Below are 23,176 nucleotides of genomic sequence, written 5' to 3'. Positions count from 1 at the left end.
AGCGCGAATTTGCATTATAATGTTATAACATTACATTTAGCGACCGCAACACGGTTTTCGGCAATGTAGTCGCCCAACATTCCTCGCTACTCACCGAAAACCACACCGACGCAATACCGACGTAATACCGACGCTATGCCGACGTAGCATTTTTGCGGTTTTCCGCCCCGCATGGCGCATTCGCTTGCCATCCCCGCACACCCTTGACACTGTGTCCGCAACACACCGACGAGGACAGTCATGAGCGCGCGCAAAATCATTATCGACACCGATCCCGGACAGGATGACGCGGTTGCAATCCTGTTGGCACTGGCCAGCCCCGAAGATATCGATGTTCTCGGAATCACGGCAGTCGCGGGCAACGTTCCGCTATCACTGACCAGCAAAAACTCTCGTATTATCTGCGAGTTAGCAGGCAAAGCAGATGTTAGAGTTTTTGCCGGGTGCGACCGTCCCTTGGGCCGCGAACTTGTCACAGCGGAACATGTTCACGGCAAGACTGGCCTTGACGGACCGTCTCTGCCTGACCCCACCATGCCTTTGCAGGAACAGCACGCCGTCGACTTCATCATCGAAACGCTACGCGCGCACCCGTCCGGCACCGTGACCCTTTGCCCGCTTGGGCCGGTAACCAACATCGCAATGGCCTTTGAGAAAGCCCCGGATATCATTGAAAAGGTTCAAGAAATCGTCTTAATGGGCGGCGCCTATTTTGAGGTGGGCAATATTACCCCAGCTGCGGAATTCAACATTTATGTTGACCCGCAAGCTGCAAACATCGTGTTCCGCTCAGGCGCGCCTATTGTTGTCATGCCGCTGGATGTAACCCACAAGGCGCTGGTCACAAAACCCCGCAATGATGCTTTCCGCAATATCGGCACCCCCGTGGGTATCGCTGTCGCGGAAATGACTGATTTCTTTGAGAGATTCGACAAGGAGAAATACGGTTCCATCGGCGCGCCCTTGCATGATCCATGTGTAACTGCATACCTGATCCGCCCCGAACTGTTCTCTGGTCGACACATCAACGTCGAGATCGAGACCCACTCCGAACTCACCATGGGCATGACAGTTGCCGACTGGTGGGGCGTCACCGACCGCGACCCAAACGCTATGTTTATGGGTGATGTGGATGCTGATGGCTTCTTTTCGCTTCTGACAGAAAGACTTGCCCGCTTATGAGCACCGCCCTTCACCTCGCCGGACCGGACGATCTTGCGCCGCTGCTCAAGCTGGTCACAGCCTTTCACGCGGAAATGCAGATCGAGCAGGCTGACGAAACTCGTCAGAACGCGATCTATCCGTTGCTCGATGGCTCGCCCTACGGCGTCTGCTATCTCGCAGGGCCCCGGCGCGCGCCTATTGGCTATGTTGTGGTCACGTTTGGTTGGTCTGTTGAGTTTGGCGGGCTGGACGCCTTCATTGATGAAATTTTTATACGCCCCGGTGTGCGCCGTCGCGGTGTAGGTGGCGATGTCCTCAGCGCACTGCCCAAGGCCTTGGCCAGCGCTGGCATTCGCGCGTTTCACCTTGAGGTCGATAAACAAGACACTGATACTCAAAGACTTTATGCCCGTGCGGGGTTTGAAAGACGCGACCGATACACGCTGATGACCCGTCGGGTCAGCTGACAAAAACCCGGTCGATTGGCGCATTCTGGTACTGGTATTCTCGCGCCCAACCTCTATCTTTCCCACATGAACCTGCACATCCCCTTTGACAACAGCTATGCGCGCCTGCCCGCACAGCTATTTAGCAAACACGCGCCAACCTCTGTAGCCGCGCCGCGCCTCGTTGCGTTCAACCGCGCGCTGGCCGAACAACTTGGCATCACCGGTGACGCTGATGATGACACTTTGGCGATGATCTTCTCAGGCAATACTTTGCCACCGGGCGCCGAACCTCTGGCCCAACTTTATGCCGGGCATCAATTTGGAAACTGGAACCCTCAACTGGGCGACGGGCGCGCGATTTTACTAGGGGAAGCAAAAGGTTACGATATTCAGTTAAAGGGATCCGGCCCGACCCCATACGCACGGCGCGGTGATGGCCGCGCGTGGCTCGGACCAGTTTTACGCGAATATGTTGTGTCCGAGGCGATGCACGCACTGGGCATCCCCACGACCCGCGCCTTGGCCGCAGTGGAAACCGGCGAAGATGTCTACCGTGAAAGTGCGCTTCCCGGTGCAGTCCTTACCCGCGTTGCTTCCAGCCACCTTCGCGTGGGCACTTTCCAAATACTCGCCGCCAGACAAGATCTTAGCGGGCTAAAGGCTTTGTTCGAACACGCCATTTCCAGGCATTACCCAGACGCGCAAACGCCGACAGATTTCCTAAGAGCAGTGATCGACAAACAGGCACAACTGATTGCGGCGTGGATGTCTGTCGGCTTTATCCACGGTGTCATGAATACCGACAATTGCGCGATTTCAGGGGAAACCATCGACTATGGCCCCTGCGCCTACATGGACACCTACCACCCCGAGACGGTGTTCTCCTCTATCGACCGGCAAGGGCGCTATGCCTTCTCCAATCAGCCGCAGATTATCGTTTGGAACATGGCCCAGTTGGCCACAGCCCTGATCCCTCTGATGCCTGATGCAGAGGCTGCCGTGGAAGAGTTCACTTCTGCCGTGCACGCCATGCCCAAGAAAATCGAAGGGTATTGGCTGAACCGGTTCGGGGCCAAGATCGGACTGACCTCCGAATTGCAGGGCGATGCCGAGCTCATCTCTGACGTTCTGTCGCTGATGGCTCAAGATCGTCTGGATTTCACAAATAGTTTCAAAGCACTATCCGGCGATTCTCCAGTTGATCATTTCACCAATCGCAACGCATTTCTTGCGTGGGAAACCCGGTGGCGCACCCGCCTTGCTAAAGAAACAACCGCCCCAACCGAAACAATGGACGCCGCCAACCCTGTGCTCATTCCGCGCAACCACCAGATCGAACAGATGATCCAATCCGCTGTTCAGGGGGATTATGATCCGTTCCACCGCCTTATGCAGGCGTATTCCGCCCCGTTTGAACCAAATGAGGCGTATTCCGATTTGCGCAAGCCTCCAGAGGAAGCAGAACGCGTCCGCGCCACGTTTTGCGGTACATAAGACATTGATTTAGATAAAATTTAACATGAAAATCACTTCATGACCCTATTTCGCCTCGCCAGCTATAATCTGCAAAAATGCGTCGGTCTGGACATGCAGCGCCGCCCGGATCGCACCATGGTGGTTATCCGGTCATTGCGCGCCGACGTCGTGGTGTTGCAAGAGGCGGACAAGCGCCTGCCTCCCCGCCCCACGGCATTGCCCTTCGAGATGATCGAAACGCGCGGGTACACGGCCGTCGATTTTGGCCAGCCGAGTGGCTCACTGGGGTTTCACGGCAATGCCATGCTGATCCGCCCTTCGGTCACGCTCCGCACAACTTCGCGGCTTGAACTGCCGGGTCTGGAACCTCGGGGCGCGGTTCGTGCCGAGTTTGATACCACAATTGGGCCGCTCAGAGTGGTTGGTGTTCACCTTGGCCTGATGCGCCGCTATCGGTTGTTGCAGCTTATGGCGATCACTCGAACCTTGCGCCAACTCCCTGAAATGCCAACAGTTTTGGCCGGGGATTTCAACGAATGGGGCCCAAAAACCGCGCTCGACGCGGCAACGCCGGGCCTGAACTTTGTTAATCCTGGACACAGCTTTCCGGCGGCGCGTCCCATTGCTTCCCTCGATAGTTTTGCTCTGAGCAATGAGCTACGTGTGCTCGATCACCGGGTACACGCACGTCGCCCGGCGGCCATTGCTTCTGATCACCTGCCCGTTTCCATCGACCTCGCCGCGGCCTAGCCATACCATTTGGGTCGTGCTAGGCAATTTGGAATTTGGATCCACGGGTTACTGGCATGAATATTCTTCAGATCACATCGTTACTTATTGTTTTGGCTGGCGTTTTTGGTGCCATCAATTATCTGTTTCTCAAGCTCCCCTCCGCCATTGGCATCCTTGTCGTAGCGTTGTTTGCGTCGTTTGGCGTGCTGATCGTCGACCTGATCTGGCCAGCTCTGGAAATTGCAGACAGTGCCCGACATGTCATCATCGGCATCGACTTTTCTGACGCCCTACTCGAAGGCATGTTGGGACTCTTGCTTTTTGCCGGGGCGCTGCATGTCAAATTGGCGGACTTGCGCGCCCAATGGGTACCTGTGGCGCTGATGGCAACGCTAGGCGTTGGCCTTTCCACGCTAATCGTTGGGGTTGGGTTCAGCTGGATCACGGGTATGCCGCTCATGATTGCGCTGGTGTTTGGGTCGTTGATATCGCCCACGGATCCGGTCGCGGTGCTTGGCGTGCTGCGCGAAGCGAACTTGCAAAAGTCGCTGGAAACCAAGATCGCCGGAGAGAGCCTGTTCAACGATGGCGTCGGCTATGTCGTCTTCCTTGTCCTCTCTGGCATTGCGTTTACCAGCGCATCCCATGGCACAGATCACGGCGCGTCTGAGCTTGACGACGCGGCCATCCTCTTCGTGCAAGAGGCATTTGGCGGCGCGGTATTGGGCATTGCACTGGGCTGGTTGACGTTTCGCGTCATGCGCCTGATTGATGATTATTCGCTGGAAGTGCTGCTAACGCTTGGTCTCGCTTTTGGCGGCTACGAGCTGGCCGTCGCGCTGCATGTCTCTGCCCCAATCATGGCCGTCTGTGCTGGCCTGTTGATAGGTGACATCGGCACAAAACACGGGATGAGCGCCCAAACACGCGAATATGTTGACAGTTTCTGGAAACTGATCGACGAAATCCTGAACGCTGTACTGTTCCTGTTGATCGGGTTCGAAGTCTTTGCAATCGCCTTTGAAACCCACTTCCTTGTGGCCGGGGTCATAGCGATTGGCCTTGCTCTGGTCGCCCGCTTGGCCGCAGTGGCGGTGCCGGTTCTGATGCTCAAACCCTTCCGCGATTTCAGCCGTGGTGTGGTGCCCATTATGACATGGGGCGGCCTCAAAGGCGGGATATCCGTTGCTCTGGCCTTGTCGCTGCCAGATGGTGAATGGAAGCCCGTAATCCTGACCGCCACTTATGTAGTGGTGATTTTCTCGATTGTTGTCCAAGGTCTGACCGTGGCCCCACTGGCCAGAAAAGTTGGCCGCGAACCGGAGTTGATGTAAAACCATGACCGATTATCTCGTCTATGACGTTTTTTCCCAAAAGCCTTTTGGTGGCAATCAGTTGGCAATCATTCCTGATGCAACAAATCTGCCCGAGGATGACCTTCAGCGCATCGCGCGCGAATTCAATTTTTCCGAGACCACTTTCGTGTACCCACCCAAAGATGCCTCTCACACGGCACAGGTCCGCATCTTTACGCCCACGATGGAAATACCCTTTGCTGGACATCCGGTGGTGGGCACTTGTGTCGCGCTGGCGGATGCGGGCTTGGGGCCGGATATGGTGTTGGAGTTGGGCATAGGCCCGCTGAATTGCCATGCCCAAAATGGGACTGCCAAGTTCACGACATCGGCCCAACTTGAGCACATGTATACGCCCGACCCCGCGCTTGTTGCTGAAACTCTTGGCACGGATATCTCAAACATCGTGCATTCCAACCATCCGCCGACCATGGCGTCGCTGGGGCTGGCCTTTACCATCACCGAACTCAACAGCCGCCAGTCTCTGGCGAAGCTAACACCGGATGTTGGCGCGTTTCGCCGTGGACGTGACGCCTATCCATCCAGTCTGGACTTTGCGCAATTTGCCTATGTGCGCGACGGCAACACAATCCACGCCCGTATGTTCGCACCGCTCGATAATATCCCGGAAGATCCCGCCACAGGCAGTGCGTGTGCCACACTTGGCGCGCTTTTGACCGAGGTTATGGGCACGGATCAGACCCTGACCATTCATCAGGGCGACGACATGGGTCGCCCCAGCGTGATCACCCTTGCCACCAATGCAAACGGCGTGACTATCTCTGGCCACGCCGTGCGAACAATGCAAGGTAAACTGGTGTATTAAGCCGCCTTGGGGCCCCGTTTTCCGCGCGGAGGACCGCGACGTTTGTTGCGCTGGCCGCCACCGGGCTTCTGCCCCGCGTTGTCGCCACCGCCACCACGTGGTCCACCACGCCCACGGCCGCGAACACGTCCACCGCCCTTTTTGGCGGGTTCGTCCATACCCATCCATGGGCTGCCCGAGGCGACGGGAATGGAGATCTTCATAACTTTCTGAATGGCCTTCAGCTCGTCCACTTCGTCAGGTGCACAGAATGCAACGGCTGCACCGTCCATCCCCGCGCGCGCGGTGCGGCCGATCCGGTGCACATAGTTTTCGGGCACGTTTGGCAAATCAAAGTTATAGACATGCCGCACCTGTGGAATATCCAATCCGCGCGCCGCCACATCGGTGGCAACCAGTACCATGATCTCGCCTTCGCGGAACGCCTTGATCGCGCGCTCACGCTGTCCCTGGCTCTTGTTGCCATGCACCGAAGCTGCGGCATAACCCGCCTTGACCAGCGCTTTCATCAGACGCTCAGAACCGTGTTTGGTGCGTCCAAACACAATCGCCGCTTCGTCACGGTGCTTGTCCAACAGCTCGATCAACAGCGACGTCTTTTCTGCCTTGGCAATGTAATGCAGTTCCTGCGTGATTTTGTCCGCCGCCTTGCCCGGGGGCGACACCTGTACCTTGACCGGGTTTTGCAAATAGGCATCCGCAATCTCGTTCATCAGTTTGGGCATGGTTGCTGAGAACAGCACGGTCTGACGCTCTTCGGGCAGCCATTGCACGATCTTGCGCAGATCATGGATAAAGCCCATATCCAGCATCTGGTCGGCTTCATCTAACACAAGAAAATCCGTGCTTTGTAAGGTGAGTGCGCGACGATCCAAAAGGTCGATCAGACGGCCCGGTGTTGCCACCAGAATATCCGTGCCCTTTTCCAACCGCTTGATCTGTGGGTTGATGCCGACACCCCCTACCACAAGGCCCACCTTAAAAGGCGTGCCGTCAACCTGCTCTCGAAGGCTGTGGCATATCTGAGCAGCCAGCTCGCGTGTCGGCGCCAGAACCAGCCCGCGTACGGTCTTGCGTTCAGGCTTTTGTCCATAAGATTGCATCCGCGCAATCAGAGGCAGACCAAAGGCCAGCGTCTTGCCTGTCCCGGTCTGGGCAAGCCCCATCACGTCCTGTCCATCAAGGGCGTGAGGAATGGCACGTTCCTGAATAGGTGTTGGTGTGGTCAGCCCGAGTTCGTCCAGTCGGCTCACCATCTTTTCGGGCAGGCCCAAATCATTAAACGTCGTCAAAATACTATCTTTCCGGCCCCGCGCCCATGCGCAGAACCCTGTACATGCCCGATCCGTCGGGCGTTTGGTGGTAGGCCCCGATCCCAACCGCTTGCCACATGCAAATCAGCCGATCAAAACCCTGGCCCCACGCGTGATATTGGGATCAAATCTTTGCCTGAAACGGACCGCACACATCGCTTCGCGACATCAAAAGGCGGCCCCGCTGCTCACGCGGCAGTAGGCGTTGCGCATCACATGGCGTCTCGCCGTCAAAGTGTCAAGGTCATTTCCCTGTGGACAAGCCGCCAAAACCTGTGGCCAGCGCCCCGTGCATTGGCTAAACAGGTCCCTCAAAGACAGCCAGGATCGAACATGGGCAAAAACGATACTATCCTTGCACGTTGCGAAGCCAAAGGGCTGCGCATGACCGAACAACGCCGTATCATTGCCGGTGTTCTGCAAGAAAGCAAAGATCACCCAGACGTAGAAGAGCTTTATGCTCGCGCCTCGGCCCGCGACGCGGGGATTTCGCTTGCGACGGTCTATCGCACCGTCAAATTGTTCGAAGAAGCACGCATTCTGGATAAGCTCGAATTTGGCGACGGACGCGCGCGTTACGAAGATGCCGAGCGCGAACATCATGACCACCTGATCGACATTAACTCGGGCGAGGTCATCGAATTTGTCGATCCCGAGATCGAAGCCTTGCAGGAAAAGATCGCTGAAAAACTGGGCTACAAACTCAAGGGGCACAAGCTCGAACTTTACGGTGTGCCGATCCGTAAATAGCCTTCAAAGACGCGCCGCCAAGGCTTGCGCATGCTCGGGTTCAATCTGCCACGAACAGGCAACCTCCCACGCAAGTGCCGCACGTCGTTCCGCTGGACTGACCTCTCCAAGTGCAGCCAGATCAAACAGCACCTTGTCAAAGCGACACTCGTCCCAATCCAAAAGCACTAACCGCCCATCCGGGCAACGCAACAGGTTATTGACGTTGATATCTCCATGCACCACGGCCTCTTGCGTCTGCACCACTGCCTCCCACGCTGCGCGACAGATCTCGACCAACTGCTGCGGCATACCGCTCAGATCGACGTCACCACCTCGTTCCGAATCCAACAGTTCGGTCGATGACAAAAAACCGGGCCGCTGAAAAACCGCCGATGTCCGCGCGTGAAACGCGCTCATCATCGGCGTCATGGTAGTCATATCCTCCGCCTTCGCCGATGCCCCGTCACTGAATGCTTCGCAAACCCACCCCTCCTCCACGAACTGCCCGCTTGTGCTCTGAACCATTTGAGGCACGACAAGGCCACAACCGCGCGCGACGTCTTGAACCTCACTCACCCATACCATCGCGTCCTCAGACCGCAGCGTCGTCTTAAAAACCAACTCGCGATTCAAACCAACCGTGCGCAACACGACATTGCGAAACCCGCCTGCCAGCGGCCTCAACGGCGCAGAAATGTTCCATCTCTCAATCGGCGGCATCACTTTCCCTTCCGGTAAACCCGGCCAGTTTTGACCAAGTCCCAGCGGTTGCACAACATCTCCAAACGACCGCAAAGATGAGCTGTCCATGCTTGTCAAAGCAAGAAGAGGCGATGGCCACCATTGATCTTCGGAAAACGACAGATCTCGTCGCATTCCGACTTGCCACATCTGCCTGGCCAGTTTCACATATGCACAACAAACGAGGAGGTTCCCAATGCAAACCACCACAAGAGTCGCCGTGATCGGCGGCGGTGTTGTCGGCTGTTCAGTTCTGTACCACCTGACCAAGCTCGGTTGGTCCGACGTTATGCTGTTGGAACGCTCCGAACTGACGTCAGGCAGCACATGGCACGCCGCTGGGGGCTTTCACACGCTGAACGGCGACACCAATATGGCCGCGCTTCAGGGCTATACGATCCGACTTTACAAAGAACTCGAAGAAATCACCGGGATGTCCTGCGGGTTGCACCACGTGGGCGGGGTGACTCTTGCGGACAATCAGGACCGATTTGATATGCTGGTTGCCGAACGGGCCAAGCACCGCTTCATGGGGCTGGAAACCGAAATCGTCACCCCCGACGAAATCAAGACAATTGCTCCTGTCACCAACACAGACGGCATTATCGGCGGTCTCTACGATCCACTTGACGGGCATCTCGACCCGTCCGGCACCACCCACGCCTATGCCAAAGCCGCGCGTATGGGCGGTGCAACCATCGAAACCCACTGCAAGGTTCTTGAAACCAACCAGCGCGCAGATGGCACATGGGACATTGTTACCAACAAAGGCTCTATCCACGCCGAACACATCGTCAACGCCGCCGGTCTATGGGCGCGCGAAGTGGGTGCCATGGCCGGGGTCTATTTCCCGCTGCACCCGATGGAACACCAATACCTCGTGACCGAAGAGGTGCCGATGATTGCTGAAATCATCGATGCTGGCGGCGAACATCCCCATGTCATGGACCCCGCCGGCGAAAGCTATCTGCGTCAGGAAGGTCGCGGCCTCTGCATCGGTTTTTACGAACAGCCCTGCCGCCCTTGGGCGGTCGACGGCACCCCTTGGGATTTTGGCCATGAATTGCTGCCGGATGACTTTGACAAGATCGAATCCTCGATTGAATTCGCCTATCAGCGTTTCCCCGCACTGGAACAGGCAGGCATCAAATCTGTGATCCACGGCCCATTCACCTTTGCACCAGACGGCAACCCTCTTGTTGGCCCGGTGCCGGGCATGCGCAACTACTGGTCCGCCTGTGCCGTGATGGCAGGCTTCTCTCAGGGCGGTGGCGTTGGCCTGATGCTTGCCCAATGGATGGTCGAAGGCGAGTGCGAACGCGACACCTTCGCCATGGACTGCGCCCGCTTCGGCGACTGGATCACCCCCGGATATACCCGACCAAAGGTGATCGAAAACTATCAGAAGCGTTTTTCAGTCTCCTACCCGAACGAAGAACTCCCTGCCGCCCGGCCATTCCGCCAAACCCCGATGTATGACGTTTTCGATCAAATGGGCGCCGTTTGGGGCCAGCAATACGGACTTGAAGTCCCCAATTACTTTGCGATTGAAGATGAACCCCGCTATGAAACACCGTCATTCCGCCGCTCCAACGCCTTTGAGGCCACCGCGCGCGAGGTGAATGCCGTTCGCCAAGCGGTTGGAATCAATGAGGTTCACAATTTTGGAAAATACCTCGTCACCGGCCCCGGTGCGCGAGAGTGGCTTGATCGCATTATGGCAGGTCGCGTACCCAAACCGGGCCGGCTTTCTCTCACCCCCATGCTGTCGCCCAAAGGCCGCCTGATTGGTGATTTCACCATTTCATGCCTGTCCGACACTGCGTTCCAGCTTACAGCGTCTTACGGCAGCCAGGCGTTTCACATGCGTTGGTTTGAAAAGAACGAAGCCGACGGCGTGACCGTCGAAAACATCTCCGATCAGCTCAACGGCTTTCAGATCGCTGGCCCGAAGTCGCGTGATGTCTTGCAGGCGTGCACCCGTACCGACCTGTCCGACATGCGTTTCATGGACCTGCGCCACCTGACGGTCGGTATGGTCGACTGCCTTGTGCAAAGGGTTTCATATACCGGCGATCTTGGCTACGAAATCTATTGCGACCCCATGGCACAACGCACACTCTGGTCCACTCTTTGGGACGCAGGTCAACCACACGGCATGAAACCATTTGGCATGCGGGCCATGATGTCCCTCAGGCTGGACAAATTCTTTGGCTCGTGGCTCAGCGAGTTTTCACCCGACTACACTGCCTCAGAAACCGGCCTTGATCGCTTTATCTCTTTCAAGAAAAATACTGATTTCATTGGAAGAAACGCCGCTGAGGCGGAACGCAACACGGGCCCCGCCCGCCGCCTCTGCGCGTTCGAGGTTGATGCACAGGACACCGATGTTAACGCATATGAACCCATCTGGCTCGATGGCGACGTGGTCGGCTTCTGCACATCAGGTGGCTATAGCCACTACGCCAAAAAATCCATCGCGCTGGGGTTTGTACCCACCTACATGATCGCTGATGACCTTACGGTCGAAATCGAGATCCTTGGCCAAATGCACCGGGCCCGCATCCTCAACGCGCCCCTGTTTGATCCCGAAGGCATCCGAATGCGCGGCTAACACTCCCCAAATCGCCTTCCCTCATCGGCGCAAAGGCCCTACATTTCTCAATGTTCCGCAAATACCCCCGCCGGAGGCATCCAACCGTGCCTCCGGAAACGCGCCAAAGGCCCCTTCGCCATGCTTCATATCCTTCTTCTCGCCGCTGGACGTTCTTCGCGGATGCGCGGGGCGGACAAGCTTATGCAGCTCGTTGATAACAGGTCACTGATCAATACCATGTGCAAACGTGCTCTTGCCACCGATCACACGGTCACAGTCACATTGCCTGTCGATGCTGGGGCGCGCCACCAGTCAATCATCAACCTGCCCCTCAACATTGTCCCAGTCCCGGATACCGATCTTGGCATGTCCCTTTCCATCCGCACCGGGATCAACGCGCTGCCAGAGACCGCCACGGCCGCCATGGTGCTTCCTGCTGACATGCCCGACATCACCACGGAGGATATGAACGTTATGATTGCCACCCATCATACCGCGCCTGACGCGATCCTTCGCGGCACCAGCGCCGATGGAAAACCTGGCCATCCAGTTATCTTTCCGCGCAACTGCTTTGCCGACATCGCCAATTTAGCCGGCGATGAAGGCGCAAAACCCGTGATCCGCGCCTTTACTGGTGACATACAAATGGTTGCCCTTCCTGCCAACAACGCCCTGACGGATCTCGACACCCCCGAAGAATGGGCCGCGTGGCGCGCAAGGCGCAGTCACTGAAAACTGCGCAGTTTTTTCTAGCCGACACTGCAAGCCTGTGGCACAGTTCAAAAAAAACGAGCGGTAAATTTAGTATGACAGGCACCAGTTCCCTGCTGTTGGGGCAAAAGTATTGTGACGCCCTCAATCTCGATTTCGAGAACAGCTTTCGTTTCCAATTTGTCCTCAGCCCCGAACAACGCCGCCTACCCGGCTTTGGAATTCGCCGCTTTGCAGATCGTTATTTGCATGTCAGCCCTGAGTTGGCCTTGTGCGAGATTACCTCGGTCGAAGGCACGCCGCTTGGGCTGCTTCTGGGACAAGGTGTCGACGCAGATGGTAATTTGCTCAAAGACAGGCATCGCCTCGAATTCTCTGCATATGATACAGAACTTGCTGACAAGTTGGAAAACTGGGTGAAATGGGTCAGCGGGCGCTATGCGCTGCTGCTCGACTTGCCGACCCAAACGCCTGTACGCCGGGCCTATCACGATCCGGTTGGCTCCTTTGGTCTGGTCTATGACCCCGAAACACGTGTGCTGGCTTCCAGCCTGTTTCTATGCCTCGAACGTGATATCGACCCCAGCGCAAATTATCGCCCGCATGACGACGTTATGGCCGATGAAACAATCTCGTCGCTCTTGCCGGACTTTGACCCAAACTTGCCTGCCGGTGGCTATGGTTTCGGCGAAACGCTGGACGCGCGTGTACGTCGGCTGCTGGCGAACCGCTATGTCGATCTGGACACTTTCAAAGAACATCGCTTCTGGCCCGGTGACGAAGATTTTGAACCCATTTCGATGCGCAAGGCCGCGCAGATTATCACCCGGCGTATGCGCCAGACAATGAGCGCGCTGTGCAATAATCTCGACGGGTATTTTGCCATTTCCGGCGGGCGGGACTCGCGCATGTTGCTTGCCGCCAGCCCGGACCTGACCGACTCTGGAATCAAGCTCTATTGTTATGCCAATAACTACATCACCACACTCGACCTTCGTGTCGCTGAAGAGATTGCCGAAGTCGTTGGACAACCGCTCTTGGGCCAGGTGCCTGACGATGGGTTTCGCGGCTCATTCCTTCCTCGCAAACGTCGTTCGATCCCACTGCGCCATCAGTTCGCGATTTCAACCGGCTTGATGCATATGGGCGACGACTGGTGGCAACGCGGTTTTGCTCGCAAGCTCGACAAAGGCGGTGTCTGGATCCGCGGCAACTTCCTCGAAATTGCTACCGCCCGATGGTGGCCCCGCCGCCCCGGCACATACGAAGAAGACATGGACTACACGCTGGAACGTATCCGTGTCGGCCTTGGCGACGACGCTGACCGGGCGCGCAAGATGGAGCAACTGCGTGCTTGGTCAAAAAGCTTTGAGTATGATTTTGAACGACATTTCCATGACTTCACCTACATGGACCTGACAACGGCACCGCCAATGGCCAATTTCCACGGGTATAATCGAATGTTCCTTGTGGCACCGGGCAGTGACCGGTTAATTTTTAAGACGGCCATGCAGGTGCCCGCGCGTCAACGTCAACAGACTAGGTTCTATGACCACATCATGAACCAGCTCAACCCAGCGATGCATGCGGTGCCCTTGGCCCGGCCGGTGGCTTATCAATCCCGCCGCCAAGGTGTGAACGCAACACATCTGCTCGAAGAGCGCATCAATGAATACCGTCAGGCTGCAAACGCCTGACGCACTCCTAAACATTTACAGCGCCAAATCTGACAGGCTCGACATCATCTCTGCCAGTATGTTCTGATTATCCTTGAAGGTCTCGCGCGCCTGCCCAAGCGCGGCAGCCGCCTGATCTTCTTGGCCCAGAGTGGCATAGGATCGGATCAACATCACCCAGCCATCCGGATCGCGCGGCTCATCCTCAAGTCGTGCAGCCAACCCTGCAACCATGCCGTCAATCATCGCGTCACGCTCCTCTTGGGTCAACTCTGCCGCAGTTGCCATATCTTCGGCGTCGGGCCCGCGCGGTTCATGCGTAACAATATCCAACCCCAGCGCCCGCTCTGCATCGTCGAACTTCTGAAGCACAAAGGGCGCCAGAGCGTAATGCTCGCGCCCCACTGTCAGCGCCCGAAGCGCGGCCTCCGCATCACCGTCTTCAGCCCGCGCCGCCGCCAGAGCAATCCAGCCTTCATAGTCCTTTGGCTCACTCATCAATGCCCGTTCCAGCGACGCAATCGTGTCTTTGTTTGTTGCGCGCCCTTCTGCTGGTTGGCCATCAGCCACCGCGATCTCTTCCGCCGTAGCAGCTGGCAAATAGGCCCGCACGTCCACCTCTAATGAACGCGCCATATTCACGATATCGCGGCGCACAAGCCCCATCCATGGCGCATCAGGGGGCGACGCCGCCGCCAGCGCCGCCCACCCCTCAATTGCGCCTAGAAAATCCTGTGACTGCGCCTTGGCCAATGCCACATAGTAAGCGGCGCGCGGATCGTTCGTCTGCTGCGCCACCTGCTCAAAAATGACCCTCGCTGCGCCAGGCACCTTGTTTCCATTGGCCAACGTCATCGCCTCGGCATAGCCTGACAAGACATCCGAGCGATCATCGCTTAGCACAACCGCAACCTGAAACGCCTCCACCGAAGCGGCGTGGTTGCCCACCGCCGCGTAGGACTGGGCCAGATTCAGCCAATCGTCAAAGCCATCAGGATTTGCCTTGGTTCGATTCACCAAAATCTGGATACGCGCGTTGATATCACCGGCATTTGCACTTTTGATCAACGCCTCGGTGCGACGTTCGGCCAAGGGCGCATCCGGCAGGTTTGGTTTGCCCAGATAGGCGTACAACCCTACGGCACAGGCACTGGCGACAATCACGACGCTCAAAGCGCCGCGCCACGATCGGCTTGAACTGGCCAATCCACTGTCTAGATTTCGCGCGGCAAACAGCGCACGACGTTCTACCTCTTGGCGCGCAGCGTCGGCTTCGGTTTCATTGATCAGTCCCTGCCGGCGATCCCGCTCAATTTCGTCCATCTGGTCGCGATAAATCGAAATGGCACCTTCAGCTCCGCTCATCTCCATGCTGCGCGCCCGCAGAAAAGGCCACGCCATCCAAACACCCGTCACCAGTGAAATACCTGTTATGACACTCCAAAGGGTCATGAAGCCCCTCCTTCTTTCAGAATGCGTTGCGCCTCGGCGCGGTCTGTGTCGCTCAGCGTGTGATCTGCACACGCGCTCGAGCGGCCACGCATGTACCCGGCAAACCCGACACCGGCGAGCAGCATCAGAACCACTGGGGTCATCCACAACAGATAGGTATGCCCCTCAACTGGTGGCTTCATCAGCACATAGTCGCCAAAGCGCACCCTCACATATTCGAGGATCTCCTGATCGCTGTCGCCCGCAACCATACGGTCTCGCACGGCCACCCTCAGGTCCTTGGCGATCCCGGCGTTACTGTCAAAAATCGATTGATTGCGGCATTTCAGGCAACGGAGCTGTCGGCCGACCTCGCGTGCGCGTTCTTCCAGTGCGGGATCTGCAAACATTTCATCTGCATCAACCGCCCAGACAGGCATCGCGACCAATAACGCAAAAATGGCGCTCAGGATCAATCGCATAACGCTCTCCTTATTCTGCAGGCTGAGGCATAGGCAGCTTGCGCCCGCCTGGTGCCCCTATTCGCAACCGGCGATCCGCCAGCGAGATCAGTGCCGCAAGCGACATCAAAACCGCCCCCAACCACATCCACGGCACGCCAGGGTTGTAATAGTAGCGAACCACAAATCCGCCCTGCCCGTTCGGGTCACCCAGCACCGCGTACAAGTCGCCGTGCCATCGGGTTTCTATGCCAGCCTCTGTCGTGGGTTTTTGCTCTACCGGATACCAGCGCCGCTCTGGAAAAAGGACCGTTAGCGCCTCTCCTTTTTTCGATACGTGCACGGATGCAATTGAGGTCTGGTAATTCGGCCCGGTCGTGTTTTCGATATCCATGAGCGTGTAATCATAGGGGCCAACCCGCACCGGTTCGCCCTTTTTCACGGTCAGGATCACTTCGGAACTCCAGATCGACACAACGACGACACCCGCCGCCGCAATCGCCACCCCAGTGTGCCCCAAATACAGGCCCCATGCTGACCGTGGCAGCCCCATCAACCGACGTAGCGCGACCGACGCCGGAACACCCGGCAACCCAATGCGCCCGGCCAGATCCTGTAGCGTCGCCACCAAAAGGAATACGGCGACAAAAACGCCAAACAGACCGACGGCATCAAAACCCAGCCAAACAAAACTCATACTAAGCGTACCCGATACAGAGACAGCCAATGTCACTACCAATCGGCGCAACACGACGTCCTTGCGCGCCCGTTTCCAGCTCAGGAACGGGCCCACAGATGCCGCCAGCATGGTGAAGGCAAATATCGGCAGGAATGTCTGGTTGAAATAGGGCGCGCCCACGGTGATCTTGTCGCCTGTTACCATCTCCAGAGCAAGCGGATAAAGAGTACCGACAAACACGACACCACAGGCCGCAGTTAGCAAAAGGTTGTTCACCAACAGACCAGTCTCTCGCGACCAGAGCGCAAAAACGCCACCCTCGCCAATCTTGTTTGCGCGCCATGCAAACAACGTCAAAGCGCCGCCAATGGCAAGGAACAGCAACAAGAGGATAAAGGCACCACGCTCGGGATCGGTCGCAAAGGCATGTACAGATGTCAGGATACCCGAACGTACAAGGAACGTGCCAATCAAAGAGAGTGAGAACGTCAGGATCGCGAGCAATATTGTCCATGTCAGCAAGGCGTTCCGCTTTTCCACAACAATGGCCGAGTGCAGCAGCGCCGTGCCAATTAACCACGGCATAAAGGACGCATTTTCAACTGGATCCCAGAACCAGAACCCACCCCAGCCCAGCTCATAATAGGCCCACCAAGACCCCAGCGCGATGCCAGCGGTCAGGCCCGACCACGCAATCAGCACCCAAGGCCGCATCCAGCGCGCCCATGCTGGATCAATCCGGCCGGTAATTAACGCCGCTACTGCAAAACTAAACGCTGTCGAAAAACCGACATAGCCCAGATAAAGCAGCGGCGGGTGAAACGCGACACCGGGATCCTGCAACAAAGGGTTCATGCCCTGCCCGTCCAAAGGTGGCATCGGCAAACGGTCAAACGGGTTCGAAGTGAGCAAAATGAACAGGTAAAAGCCCACCCCGATCATCGCTTGCACGGCCAGCACAATTGCACGGACCGGAGTGTGGATCATCTTGCCAAAGACCGAGATCATCACCCCAAACAGCGCCAGCATCACCACCCAAAGCAGCATCGAGCCTTCGTGGTTGGCCCAAACTCCCGTCACTTTGTAAAGCATCGGCTTCGCCGAATGCGAATTCAGCGCCACAACCCTGAGGGAAAAGTCTGAAACAACAAAGCCATAAGTCAGCGCAGCAAAGGCCCCCGCCGCGCCCAGAAACTGCACTTGAGCCGCCGTGTCCGCCACCCGCATTCCAGACGCTGAGCCACGCAAGGCCCCCACCAGCGGTACAACCGACTGAACAATCGCAGCCGCCAGCGCCAGGCACAGCGCAAAATGTCCAAGTTCGACGATCATTTGAAGGCCTCCATCAGAATGCGCGCATTGCAGGCGCCATGCGGCATTGGAATTTCGACGGGAACACGGCGGCGAACGGCTTCAAAATCAGGCATGACATATTCGGTACGGTTCAGGAATTTCACCAATCCCGATTTCTTGATCCTGGTCAGGACGCGCGACACGGTCTCGGCATTGAGGCCGAGATAATCAGCAATATCTTCGCGTGACATACTCAGTGCAGTAACAGGTGCCATCGGGTCTAATGCTGTGTGTCGCTGCACCAGTTCCGCCAGAAAAAGAAGTACCCGTTCTTGGCTGTCCAGCCGCCCCAGCATCGAAATGCGATCCTGCGAGACAGTCAGCCGACGGTGCACAATGGCGAACGTAGCGGCCAGAAACTCGGGATCATGGCGCAGGGCATTGGCACGTCGCGTCAGGTCAAATTGGCAGACCTCACATTCTTCCAGCGCCTCCAGCCAGTGTTGCGTGCTGGGCGCTGACATCAACCCGCACACCACATCACCGGTATATTCGATCCCCACAATCTGGCGTCGCCCGTCGGCAAAGGTTGTACAACTGGCCGCCGTGCCCTTGGTTACAATCCAGAATTGCATACAGTCATACGGGCCGGTGGCTTCCAGCCGCCCACCTTTTGCAAGGTTGATAAAGCGGCGATCGGGCAAGTCTTTTTGCAGATGACTGAGCGCACACACCCCCTGCCTACACCCGTCGCACAAACCCGAGTCTGGTGCTGGCACGGCCTTTTTGGCTCCGGCGACATCATACATCAGCGGTACTCTCCCTATCGAGCCACCTTGAATTAGCTCCTTGGTTCAAGCTCTTCTGAACAAAGCTTAGCCACACAATGCCGAGCCCAAGACATAACTGCCCTGAGATCGCCCCGGGCGAATTGGGCGAATTGGCGTATGAGTGAAGCTACGTTCTCCAGAAACGCGATGAAGTCAGCATATTCCAGTCAAGCGCACACATCTTTGATTTGAATCATGATGAACGATCGTTTCGATCAGATGGACAACATCTGACACATCGGCGCCTGAATTCCCCTACAAATCACCGGTATGCGTGAGGTCAAAGTGATCAAACCTGACTTTTGTCAGGGAAGCCGACCACCCCCCCTCGCTAAGATTCCTCCATAACCACGACGGTTAAAACGGAGGAGTGATTCCAAGTGAAACACTTAATGTACGCAACTTTGGTCACGATTGGGCTTGTCGGCATCGCCAACGCCCAAGGCGTGCCCGAAACCGTCGACCCCGCCGTCGCTCAGGAAAAGGGTTGCCTTTCCTGTCACGAAGGGATCGAGGACTTCACCCAGGGGGTGATGATGGAAACCATCGTCAGCATGGGCCCGGATTACGGTGATCCGGGCGGCTGCGTGGTCTGTCACGGCGGCAATGCCGCCGGATTGACAAAAGAAGAGGCGCACGCAGGAGCGCATCCCGAATTGACCGAGGCCGGTGGCCCCCACACGTTCTACCCCGATCCGGGCGCGCTTCCGGTGGCCGAGAAGGCCTGTGGTCAGTGTCACGATGGCTACGCCGAGAGACTAACGCTCTCTTTGATGAACACCGAGGCAGGCAAACTACAGGGCAACCTGTGGAGCTGGGGTGTCATTGACACACGGCGCGCTGTTTACGGCAACTATGACCTCGTCGACGAAGACGGCAAAACACCTTCTGTTGGTACCGAAAAGTACAAAGAATACATGACAGCCTATGCTGAAGCCCATCCAGATCAGATCCCTGACTCCATGGAGCAGGTACCTGAAGTGGATGTGGACGCGATTTCCGAACACCCCAATCTCGCCGGTATCACCTATTCACGCCAGCAGTGTCAGCGCTGCCACGTGGGTGTGAACGGTCGTGAGAAACGCGGTGACTATCGCGGCGCCGGCTGTTCATCGTGCCACGTGCCATACTCGAACGAAGGTCTTTACGAAGGCGGCGACCCCACCATTTCCAAGGAACAACCCGGAAAACTGCTGACACATCAATTGCAGGCAACCCGGAAATCCAAGGTCAAACATGGTGACATCGAGTATTCCGGTATTCCAACTGAATCCTGCGTCAGCTGCCACAACCGCGGCAAGCGGATTGGCGTCAGCTATCAGGGCATCATGGAATTCCCGTATGGCTCTCCTTACGATGAAAAGGGCGGCAAACAGCCGAAACTTCACACCAAGAACTACCTCTACATCAAGGAAGACCTGCACCACTCGACCGAGTCGCGCCCAGAGAACCCCCAAGGTGGCCTGCTCTGTCAGGACTGTCACACAACCATTGACATGCATGGCGATGGTAACTTGCCCGGCACCACGCTGGCTCAGGTGGAAATCGAGTGTGAAGACTGTCACGGCACCGTCTCCAAATTCCCTTGGGATCTGCCTATTGGTTATGGAGAAGAGTTCGGAACCGAACTGGCGGACAATACGGCCCGGGGCCTGACCGAAGATCTGACCGACGAACAATATTTTGCCTACGAATACGACGCACAGGACGGCTATCTGCTGACCACCCGCGGCAACCCGTTTGGCAACGTTGTGAAATCGGGCACCAAGGTCATCATGCACTCGGCCAGCGGACTGGATTTCGAAGTCCCTGTTCTAAAGCAAATTGCGACAGACGGAACATGGAAATCACCCAATGCCAAGGTCGCCATGGCTTCGGTCAGCCAGCACATGGAAAGCATGGAATGTTATGCTTGCCACGCTGACTGGGCACCACAGTGCTATGGCTGTCACGTGACGGTGGACTATTCCGAAGGCAAGACAGATGTCGACTGGATCACCAACGCCAACTCGCGCGGCGAAGATGGTCTTACGGCGGATGCAGGACTTGGGACAAACGGTTTGACAAGCCCCGGCAAGGTCTCTGAAACACGCAGCTATCTGCGCTGGGAAGAGCCCACACTGGGCATCAACGGTGAGGGTCGCGTTTCGCCGCTCATGCCGGGTTGCCAGGTCATCACCACGGTGATCGACAAAGACGGCAACACGATTGTTCAGAACGAAACCTGGATGACACCGGACGCCGGAGGGACCAAAGGGACCGAACATGCTGCTGTGCAGCCCCACACTGCTGGTCGCGAGGCCCGCACCTGCGAAAGCTGCCATGATAATCCTAAGGCACTTGGGTACGGCATCAGCGGTGGTCGCTTCCTGCAAGGCTACGACAAAGGCTTTACGATCGATCTGAAAACTGAAGACGGCCAGCTGATCCCTCAGCAGACCAAAATTCAGTCTCAGGCGATCCCAAGCCTTGATCATGACCTCAGCCGGATCGTGACCGAGGACGGCAAACAGCTGGTCTCGGTTGGCTCCCACTGGGATCTTACCGGCCCGCTGCCGCAGGAAATGCGCGAGCGCATCGAACGCACCGGCCTGTGTATGGGTTGTCACCAGAATATGGCTGACGAAGAGCTCTGGGCCAAGGTGAACAAGGACGACTTTGTGACCAACGATAAGCACAAAGCCGTCATGGACGCCGCTCTACGTGCCTACGCTGCCGAACAGGCCGTCGATTAAGCCACACGCCGGCCCGGCCTTTCTGGTCGGGCCGCACCCTTTCACCAGAGGAGTAGAACAATGCGTTCAGTTCTCATCGCTGCCATCGCTACAGCCGGAATTACTGGCGCGGCTCAGGCAGACAATTACAAGGCGATGGACCTGATGTCGCCCTGTCAGGAGGCCGATAATTCTGCCCGCTGGGGCGAAGCCGCCGAGACAGAGTGCGAACAATACATCAACGGTTTTGTCGCAGCTCTCAAGGCCACCGGAAACGCCGGAGCTGGCAGCATGATTTGTCCCCCAGAACAAAACACCCCGGACGAGGTTCGCTGGGCCTTCATGCGTTGGGTGCATCAGGATTTCAGCCCTCGCCGCGAGATGCATGCGTCAGAGGCACTAATGGAAACCATGAAAGAGGCGTTTCCCTGTAACTAGGGTTTCAAATATTCTAGAAAAACCGGTGCCGCTCTACGCACCGGTTTTTCTTGTGGCCTAACGCAGCATTGCGATCAGAGCGCCCTTAACTGCTCGCTCCAGATCGCCGAAAGTTTGGGTCAGGTGCCCCCCGACAAATCCTGCGCCAGCATCATGGCGTTCCCGTCAGGATCAAAAAACGTCGCGGTACTGACCATGCCTTCTACGGTTTCTGTTTCCCCGTCAAACTTGACACCAGCTGCCTCCAAATCGCGCCGCGCCGTTGCGATGTCACCAATCCCAAAGACAGGCACCGAATTGCCCGGTGTCGGCTCGACCTGCTCGCCCAGCCCCAAAGTAACGCCCGCTGTCTTGGTGAGCATTTCACTCCAACCCGCCTCATCAAAGTGGTGCAGCACCTCAAACCCCAACATTTCACTGTACCAATTCGCACTTGCGTGCCGATCCTTAACAGAAATGGCTAAAGTGATCGTATTTTCCAGTGAAACGACAGACATCACGCTTTTCCTTTTCAAAAATATAGTTACTATACTTTATGGACATTAATCTGCTTGTCAACCTGACGTCGCGCGCATGGTCGCTAAAAATTCTGGCGCTACTTCACACAGGTGTAGCCGGACGACAGGCCCCTTTGCTTGCGGCAACCGCCGCCGGACGCACATCGTTTGGGGCCAGCTTACAACACCTCATCGAATTGCAGTTGCTGGAACGAAACCCCGGTCACGGCCACCCATTGCGCCCGGAGTTTCGTCTGACAGTAAAGGGCGCGCATTATGCAAAAATCGCGCATGATATTGTAGCACTCGCGCCGGGCGAAAAAGCGTTCGCATTGCTGCGCAAGAATTGGACGGTTCCAATTCTTTCGGTCACGCATTCTCCAAAACTCTTTGGCCAGATAAAACATGATCTGGGCGCGATCACCGACAGGTCCCTGTCGCTCGCCCTGAAACAAATGGAAATTCACAGCTGGATCAAGCGCGAGGTCGACGTCACAAGCCGACCTTTACGCGCGACTTACAGTGCGGCCAACCTGGGCCAATCCGTCAGCAAAATCGTCAACATGGCTGCCTGAGTCCGAAGTCAGGACTGTTTCATCAATGTGATCAGACCTTGCCGCAGCTCTTCCTTGCCACATTCCCCTAGCGCATCCGCAATGCGTGCTTCGATCCGACGGATCTGGCTGGCCGCAATCGTGCGCCAGCGCTGGCCCTTTTCGGTAATCGACACCACCTTATCACGTTTACTGCCCGGTACCGAACTGACCGTCAGCATATCCTGGGACACTAACCGATCCACCGCCTGTTGCGCCGCCTGACGCGAGAACCCCATTTCGCGGTGAATGTCTGATAGTTTGATATCCCGCCCGCGCAGCTGGGCAAATACACGAATATCAGCCGGGCGCACCGCCGCAAACTCGGTGTCTGCCCGTGCGCCATCCATCTCAGCATTCCACTGCGCGATCAGCACCATCATCATGCCCTTGATATTTTGCCCTAGAAAATCGCTGTCTTTTTTATCAATCACAGTTGACAAACCTTTCCAACACGCCACTTTATCAA

General features: G+C 56.7%; 21 protein-coding genes. 13 read left to right on the top strand and 8 right to left on the bottom strand.

The features are described 5' to 3' along the window. Positions 1-240 precede the first annotated feature (240 nt). From CLV88_RS08380 to CLV88_RS08355, 6 genes are all read left to right on the top strand, one after another. Positions 241-1,182, top strand: coding sequence for a nucleoside hydrolase (locus CLV88_RS08380; RefSeq protein ID WP_106607912.1), 942 nt, complete (start codon positions 241-243; stop codon positions 1,180-1,182). Continuing rightward, positions 1,179-1,631 carry a GNAT family N-acetyltransferase gene (locus tag CLV88_RS08375; RefSeq protein ID WP_106607911.1) on the top strand — a complete coding sequence of 151 codons (453 nt, stop codon included), beginning with the start codon at positions 1,179-1,181 and terminating at the stop codon, positions 1,629-1,631. The genes CLV88_RS08380 and CLV88_RS08375 overlap by 4 nt, the downstream gene beginning before the upstream one ends. Positions 1,632-1,697: 66 nt before the next feature. Next, a complete protein-coding gene (locus CLV88_RS08370; RefSeq protein WP_106607969.1) occupies positions 1,698-3,107 on the top strand; it encodes a protein adenylyltransferase SelO in 1,410 nt (469 codons plus the stop codon). 39 nt (positions 3,108-3,146) lie between these two features. Then, positions 3,147-3,839, top strand: coding sequence for an endonuclease/exonuclease/phosphatase family protein (locus tag CLV88_RS08365; RefSeq protein WP_106607910.1), 693 nt, complete (start codon positions 3,147-3,149; stop codon positions 3,837-3,839). A gap of 56 nt (positions 3,840-3,895) precedes the next feature. Further along, a complete protein-coding gene (locus CLV88_RS08360; RefSeq protein ID WP_106607909.1) occupies positions 3,896-5,155 on the top strand; it encodes a cation:proton antiporter in 1,260 nt (419 codons plus the stop codon). Positions 5,156-5,159: 4 nt separating this feature from the next. Further along, positions 5,160-6,002 carry a PhzF family phenazine biosynthesis protein gene (locus CLV88_RS08355; protein ID WP_106607908.1) on the top strand — a complete coding sequence of 281 codons (843 nt, stop codon included), beginning with the start codon at positions 5,160-5,162 and terminating at the stop codon, positions 6,000-6,002. Here CLV88_RS08355 and CLV88_RS08350 read toward each other — a convergent pair. Beyond that, a complete protein-coding gene (locus tag CLV88_RS08350) occupies positions 5,999-7,294 on the bottom strand; it encodes a DEAD/DEAH box helicase (protein ID WP_106607907.1) in 1,296 nt (431 codons plus the stop codon). The genes CLV88_RS08355 and CLV88_RS08350 overlap by 4 nt on opposite strands. Before the next feature lie 354 nt (positions 7,295-7,648). Here CLV88_RS08350 and CLV88_RS08345 point away from each other — a divergent pair, with 354 nt between their 5' ends. Next, positions 7,649-8,065: a Fur family transcriptional regulator gene (locus CLV88_RS08345; protein ID WP_106607906.1), complete on the top strand. Its 417-nt coding sequence runs from the start codon at positions 7,649-7,651 to the stop codon at positions 8,063-8,065. A 3-nt stretch (positions 8,066-8,068) separates the two neighbouring features. Here the strand turns inward: CLV88_RS08345 and CLV88_RS08340 are convergent, their stop codons facing one another. Beyond that, positions 8,069-8,923: a phosphotransferase gene (locus tag CLV88_RS08340; RefSeq protein WP_165798840.1), complete on the bottom strand. Its 855-nt coding sequence runs from the start codon at positions 8,921-8,923 to the stop codon at positions 8,069-8,071. 61 nt (positions 8,924-8,984) lie between these two features. Between CLV88_RS08340 and CLV88_RS08335 the strand changes: the two genes are divergently transcribed. The 3 genes from CLV88_RS08335 to CLV88_RS08325 all read left to right on the top strand — a co-directional run bounded on the left by CLV88_RS08335 (position 8,985) and on the right by CLV88_RS08325 (position 13,792). Next, a complete protein-coding gene (locus CLV88_RS08335; protein WP_106607904.1) occupies positions 8,985-11,402 on the top strand; it encodes a GcvT family protein in 2,418 nt (805 codons plus the stop codon). Between the two features lie 120 nt (positions 11,403-11,522). Beyond that, positions 11,523-12,116 (top strand): nucleotidyltransferase family protein, encoded by a 594-nt coding sequence (locus CLV88_RS08330; RefSeq protein WP_106607903.1) that lies wholly within the window; start codon positions 11,523-11,525, stop codon positions 12,114-12,116. Positions 12,117-12,190: 74 nt separating this feature from the next. Then, positions 12,191-13,792, top strand: a complete 1,602-nt coding sequence (locus CLV88_RS08325) for a hypothetical protein (RefSeq protein WP_133169928.1) — start codon at positions 12,191-12,193, stop codon at positions 13,790-13,792. 15 nt (positions 13,793-13,807) lie between these two features. On the opposite strand, the gene ccmI is transcribed toward CLV88_RS08325, so the two are convergent. The 4 genes from ccmI to CLV88_RS08305 are packed head-to-tail and all read right to left on the bottom strand — an operon-like array spanning position 13,808 to position 18,444. Beyond that, positions 13,808-15,223, bottom strand: a complete 1,416-nt coding sequence (gene ccmI / locus CLV88_RS08320) for a c-type cytochrome biogenesis protein CcmI (protein ID WP_106607901.1) — start codon at positions 15,221-15,223, stop codon at positions 13,808-13,810. Next, entirely contained in the window at positions 15,220-15,684 is a 465-nt protein-coding gene (locus tag CLV88_RS08315) for a cytochrome c-type biogenesis protein (protein WP_106607900.1), read from the bottom strand. Before CLV88_RS08315 ends, ccmI begins: the two co-directional genes overlap by 4 nt. A 10-nt stretch (positions 15,685-15,694) precedes the next feature. After that, complete coding sequence (locus CLV88_RS08310) at positions 15,695-17,674, bottom strand: heme lyase CcmF/NrfE family subunit (RefSeq protein WP_106607899.1); 1,980 nt, start codon at positions 17,672-17,674, stop codon at positions 15,695-15,697. Continuing rightward, entirely contained in the window at positions 17,671-18,444 is a 774-nt protein-coding gene (locus tag CLV88_RS08305) for a Crp/Fnr family transcriptional regulator (protein ID WP_106607898.1), read from the bottom strand. Before CLV88_RS08305 ends, CLV88_RS08310 begins: the two co-directional genes overlap by 4 nt. 413 nt (positions 18,445-18,857) lie before the next feature. Here CLV88_RS08305 and CLV88_RS08300 point away from each other — a divergent pair, with 413 nt between their 5' ends. Continuing rightward, entirely contained in the window at positions 18,858-21,200 is a 2,343-nt protein-coding gene (locus CLV88_RS08300) for a hypothetical protein (RefSeq protein WP_207797031.1), read from the top strand. A 60-nt stretch (positions 21,201-21,260) separates the two neighbouring features. Continuing rightward, a complete protein-coding gene (locus CLV88_RS08295; RefSeq protein WP_106607896.1) occupies positions 21,261-21,617 on the top strand; it encodes a Rap1a/Tai family immunity protein in 357 nt (118 codons plus the stop codon). Positions 21,618-21,736: 119 nt separating this feature from the next. On the opposite strand, the gene CLV88_RS08290 is transcribed toward CLV88_RS08295, so the two are convergent. Beyond that, a complete protein-coding gene (locus CLV88_RS08290; protein WP_106607895.1) occupies positions 21,737-22,114 on the bottom strand; it encodes a VOC family protein in 378 nt (125 codons plus the stop codon). A 38-nt stretch (positions 22,115-22,152) separates the two neighbouring features. Here CLV88_RS08290 and CLV88_RS08285 point away from each other — a divergent pair, with 38 nt between their 5' ends. Continuing rightward, positions 22,153-22,689, top strand: a complete 537-nt coding sequence (locus CLV88_RS08285; protein ID WP_106607894.1) for a winged helix-turn-helix transcriptional regulator — start codon at positions 22,153-22,155, stop codon at positions 22,687-22,689. 8 nt (positions 22,690-22,697) lie between these two features. On the opposite strand, the gene CLV88_RS08280 is transcribed toward CLV88_RS08285, so the two are convergent. After that, complete coding sequence (locus tag CLV88_RS08280) at positions 22,698-23,141, bottom strand: MarR family winged helix-turn-helix transcriptional regulator (RefSeq protein ID WP_165798839.1); 444 nt, start codon at positions 23,139-23,141, stop codon at positions 22,698-22,700. Positions 23,142-23,176: the final 35 nt, after the last annotated feature.

Source organism: Shimia abyssi, assembly GCF_003014475.1.
In the GTDB taxonomy this organism is placed as follows: Bacteria; Pseudomonadota; Alphaproteobacteria; order Rhodobacterales; family Rhodobacteraceae; genus Shimia; species Shimia abyssi.
This window is presented reverse-complemented; position numbering and strand designations above follow the sequence as displayed.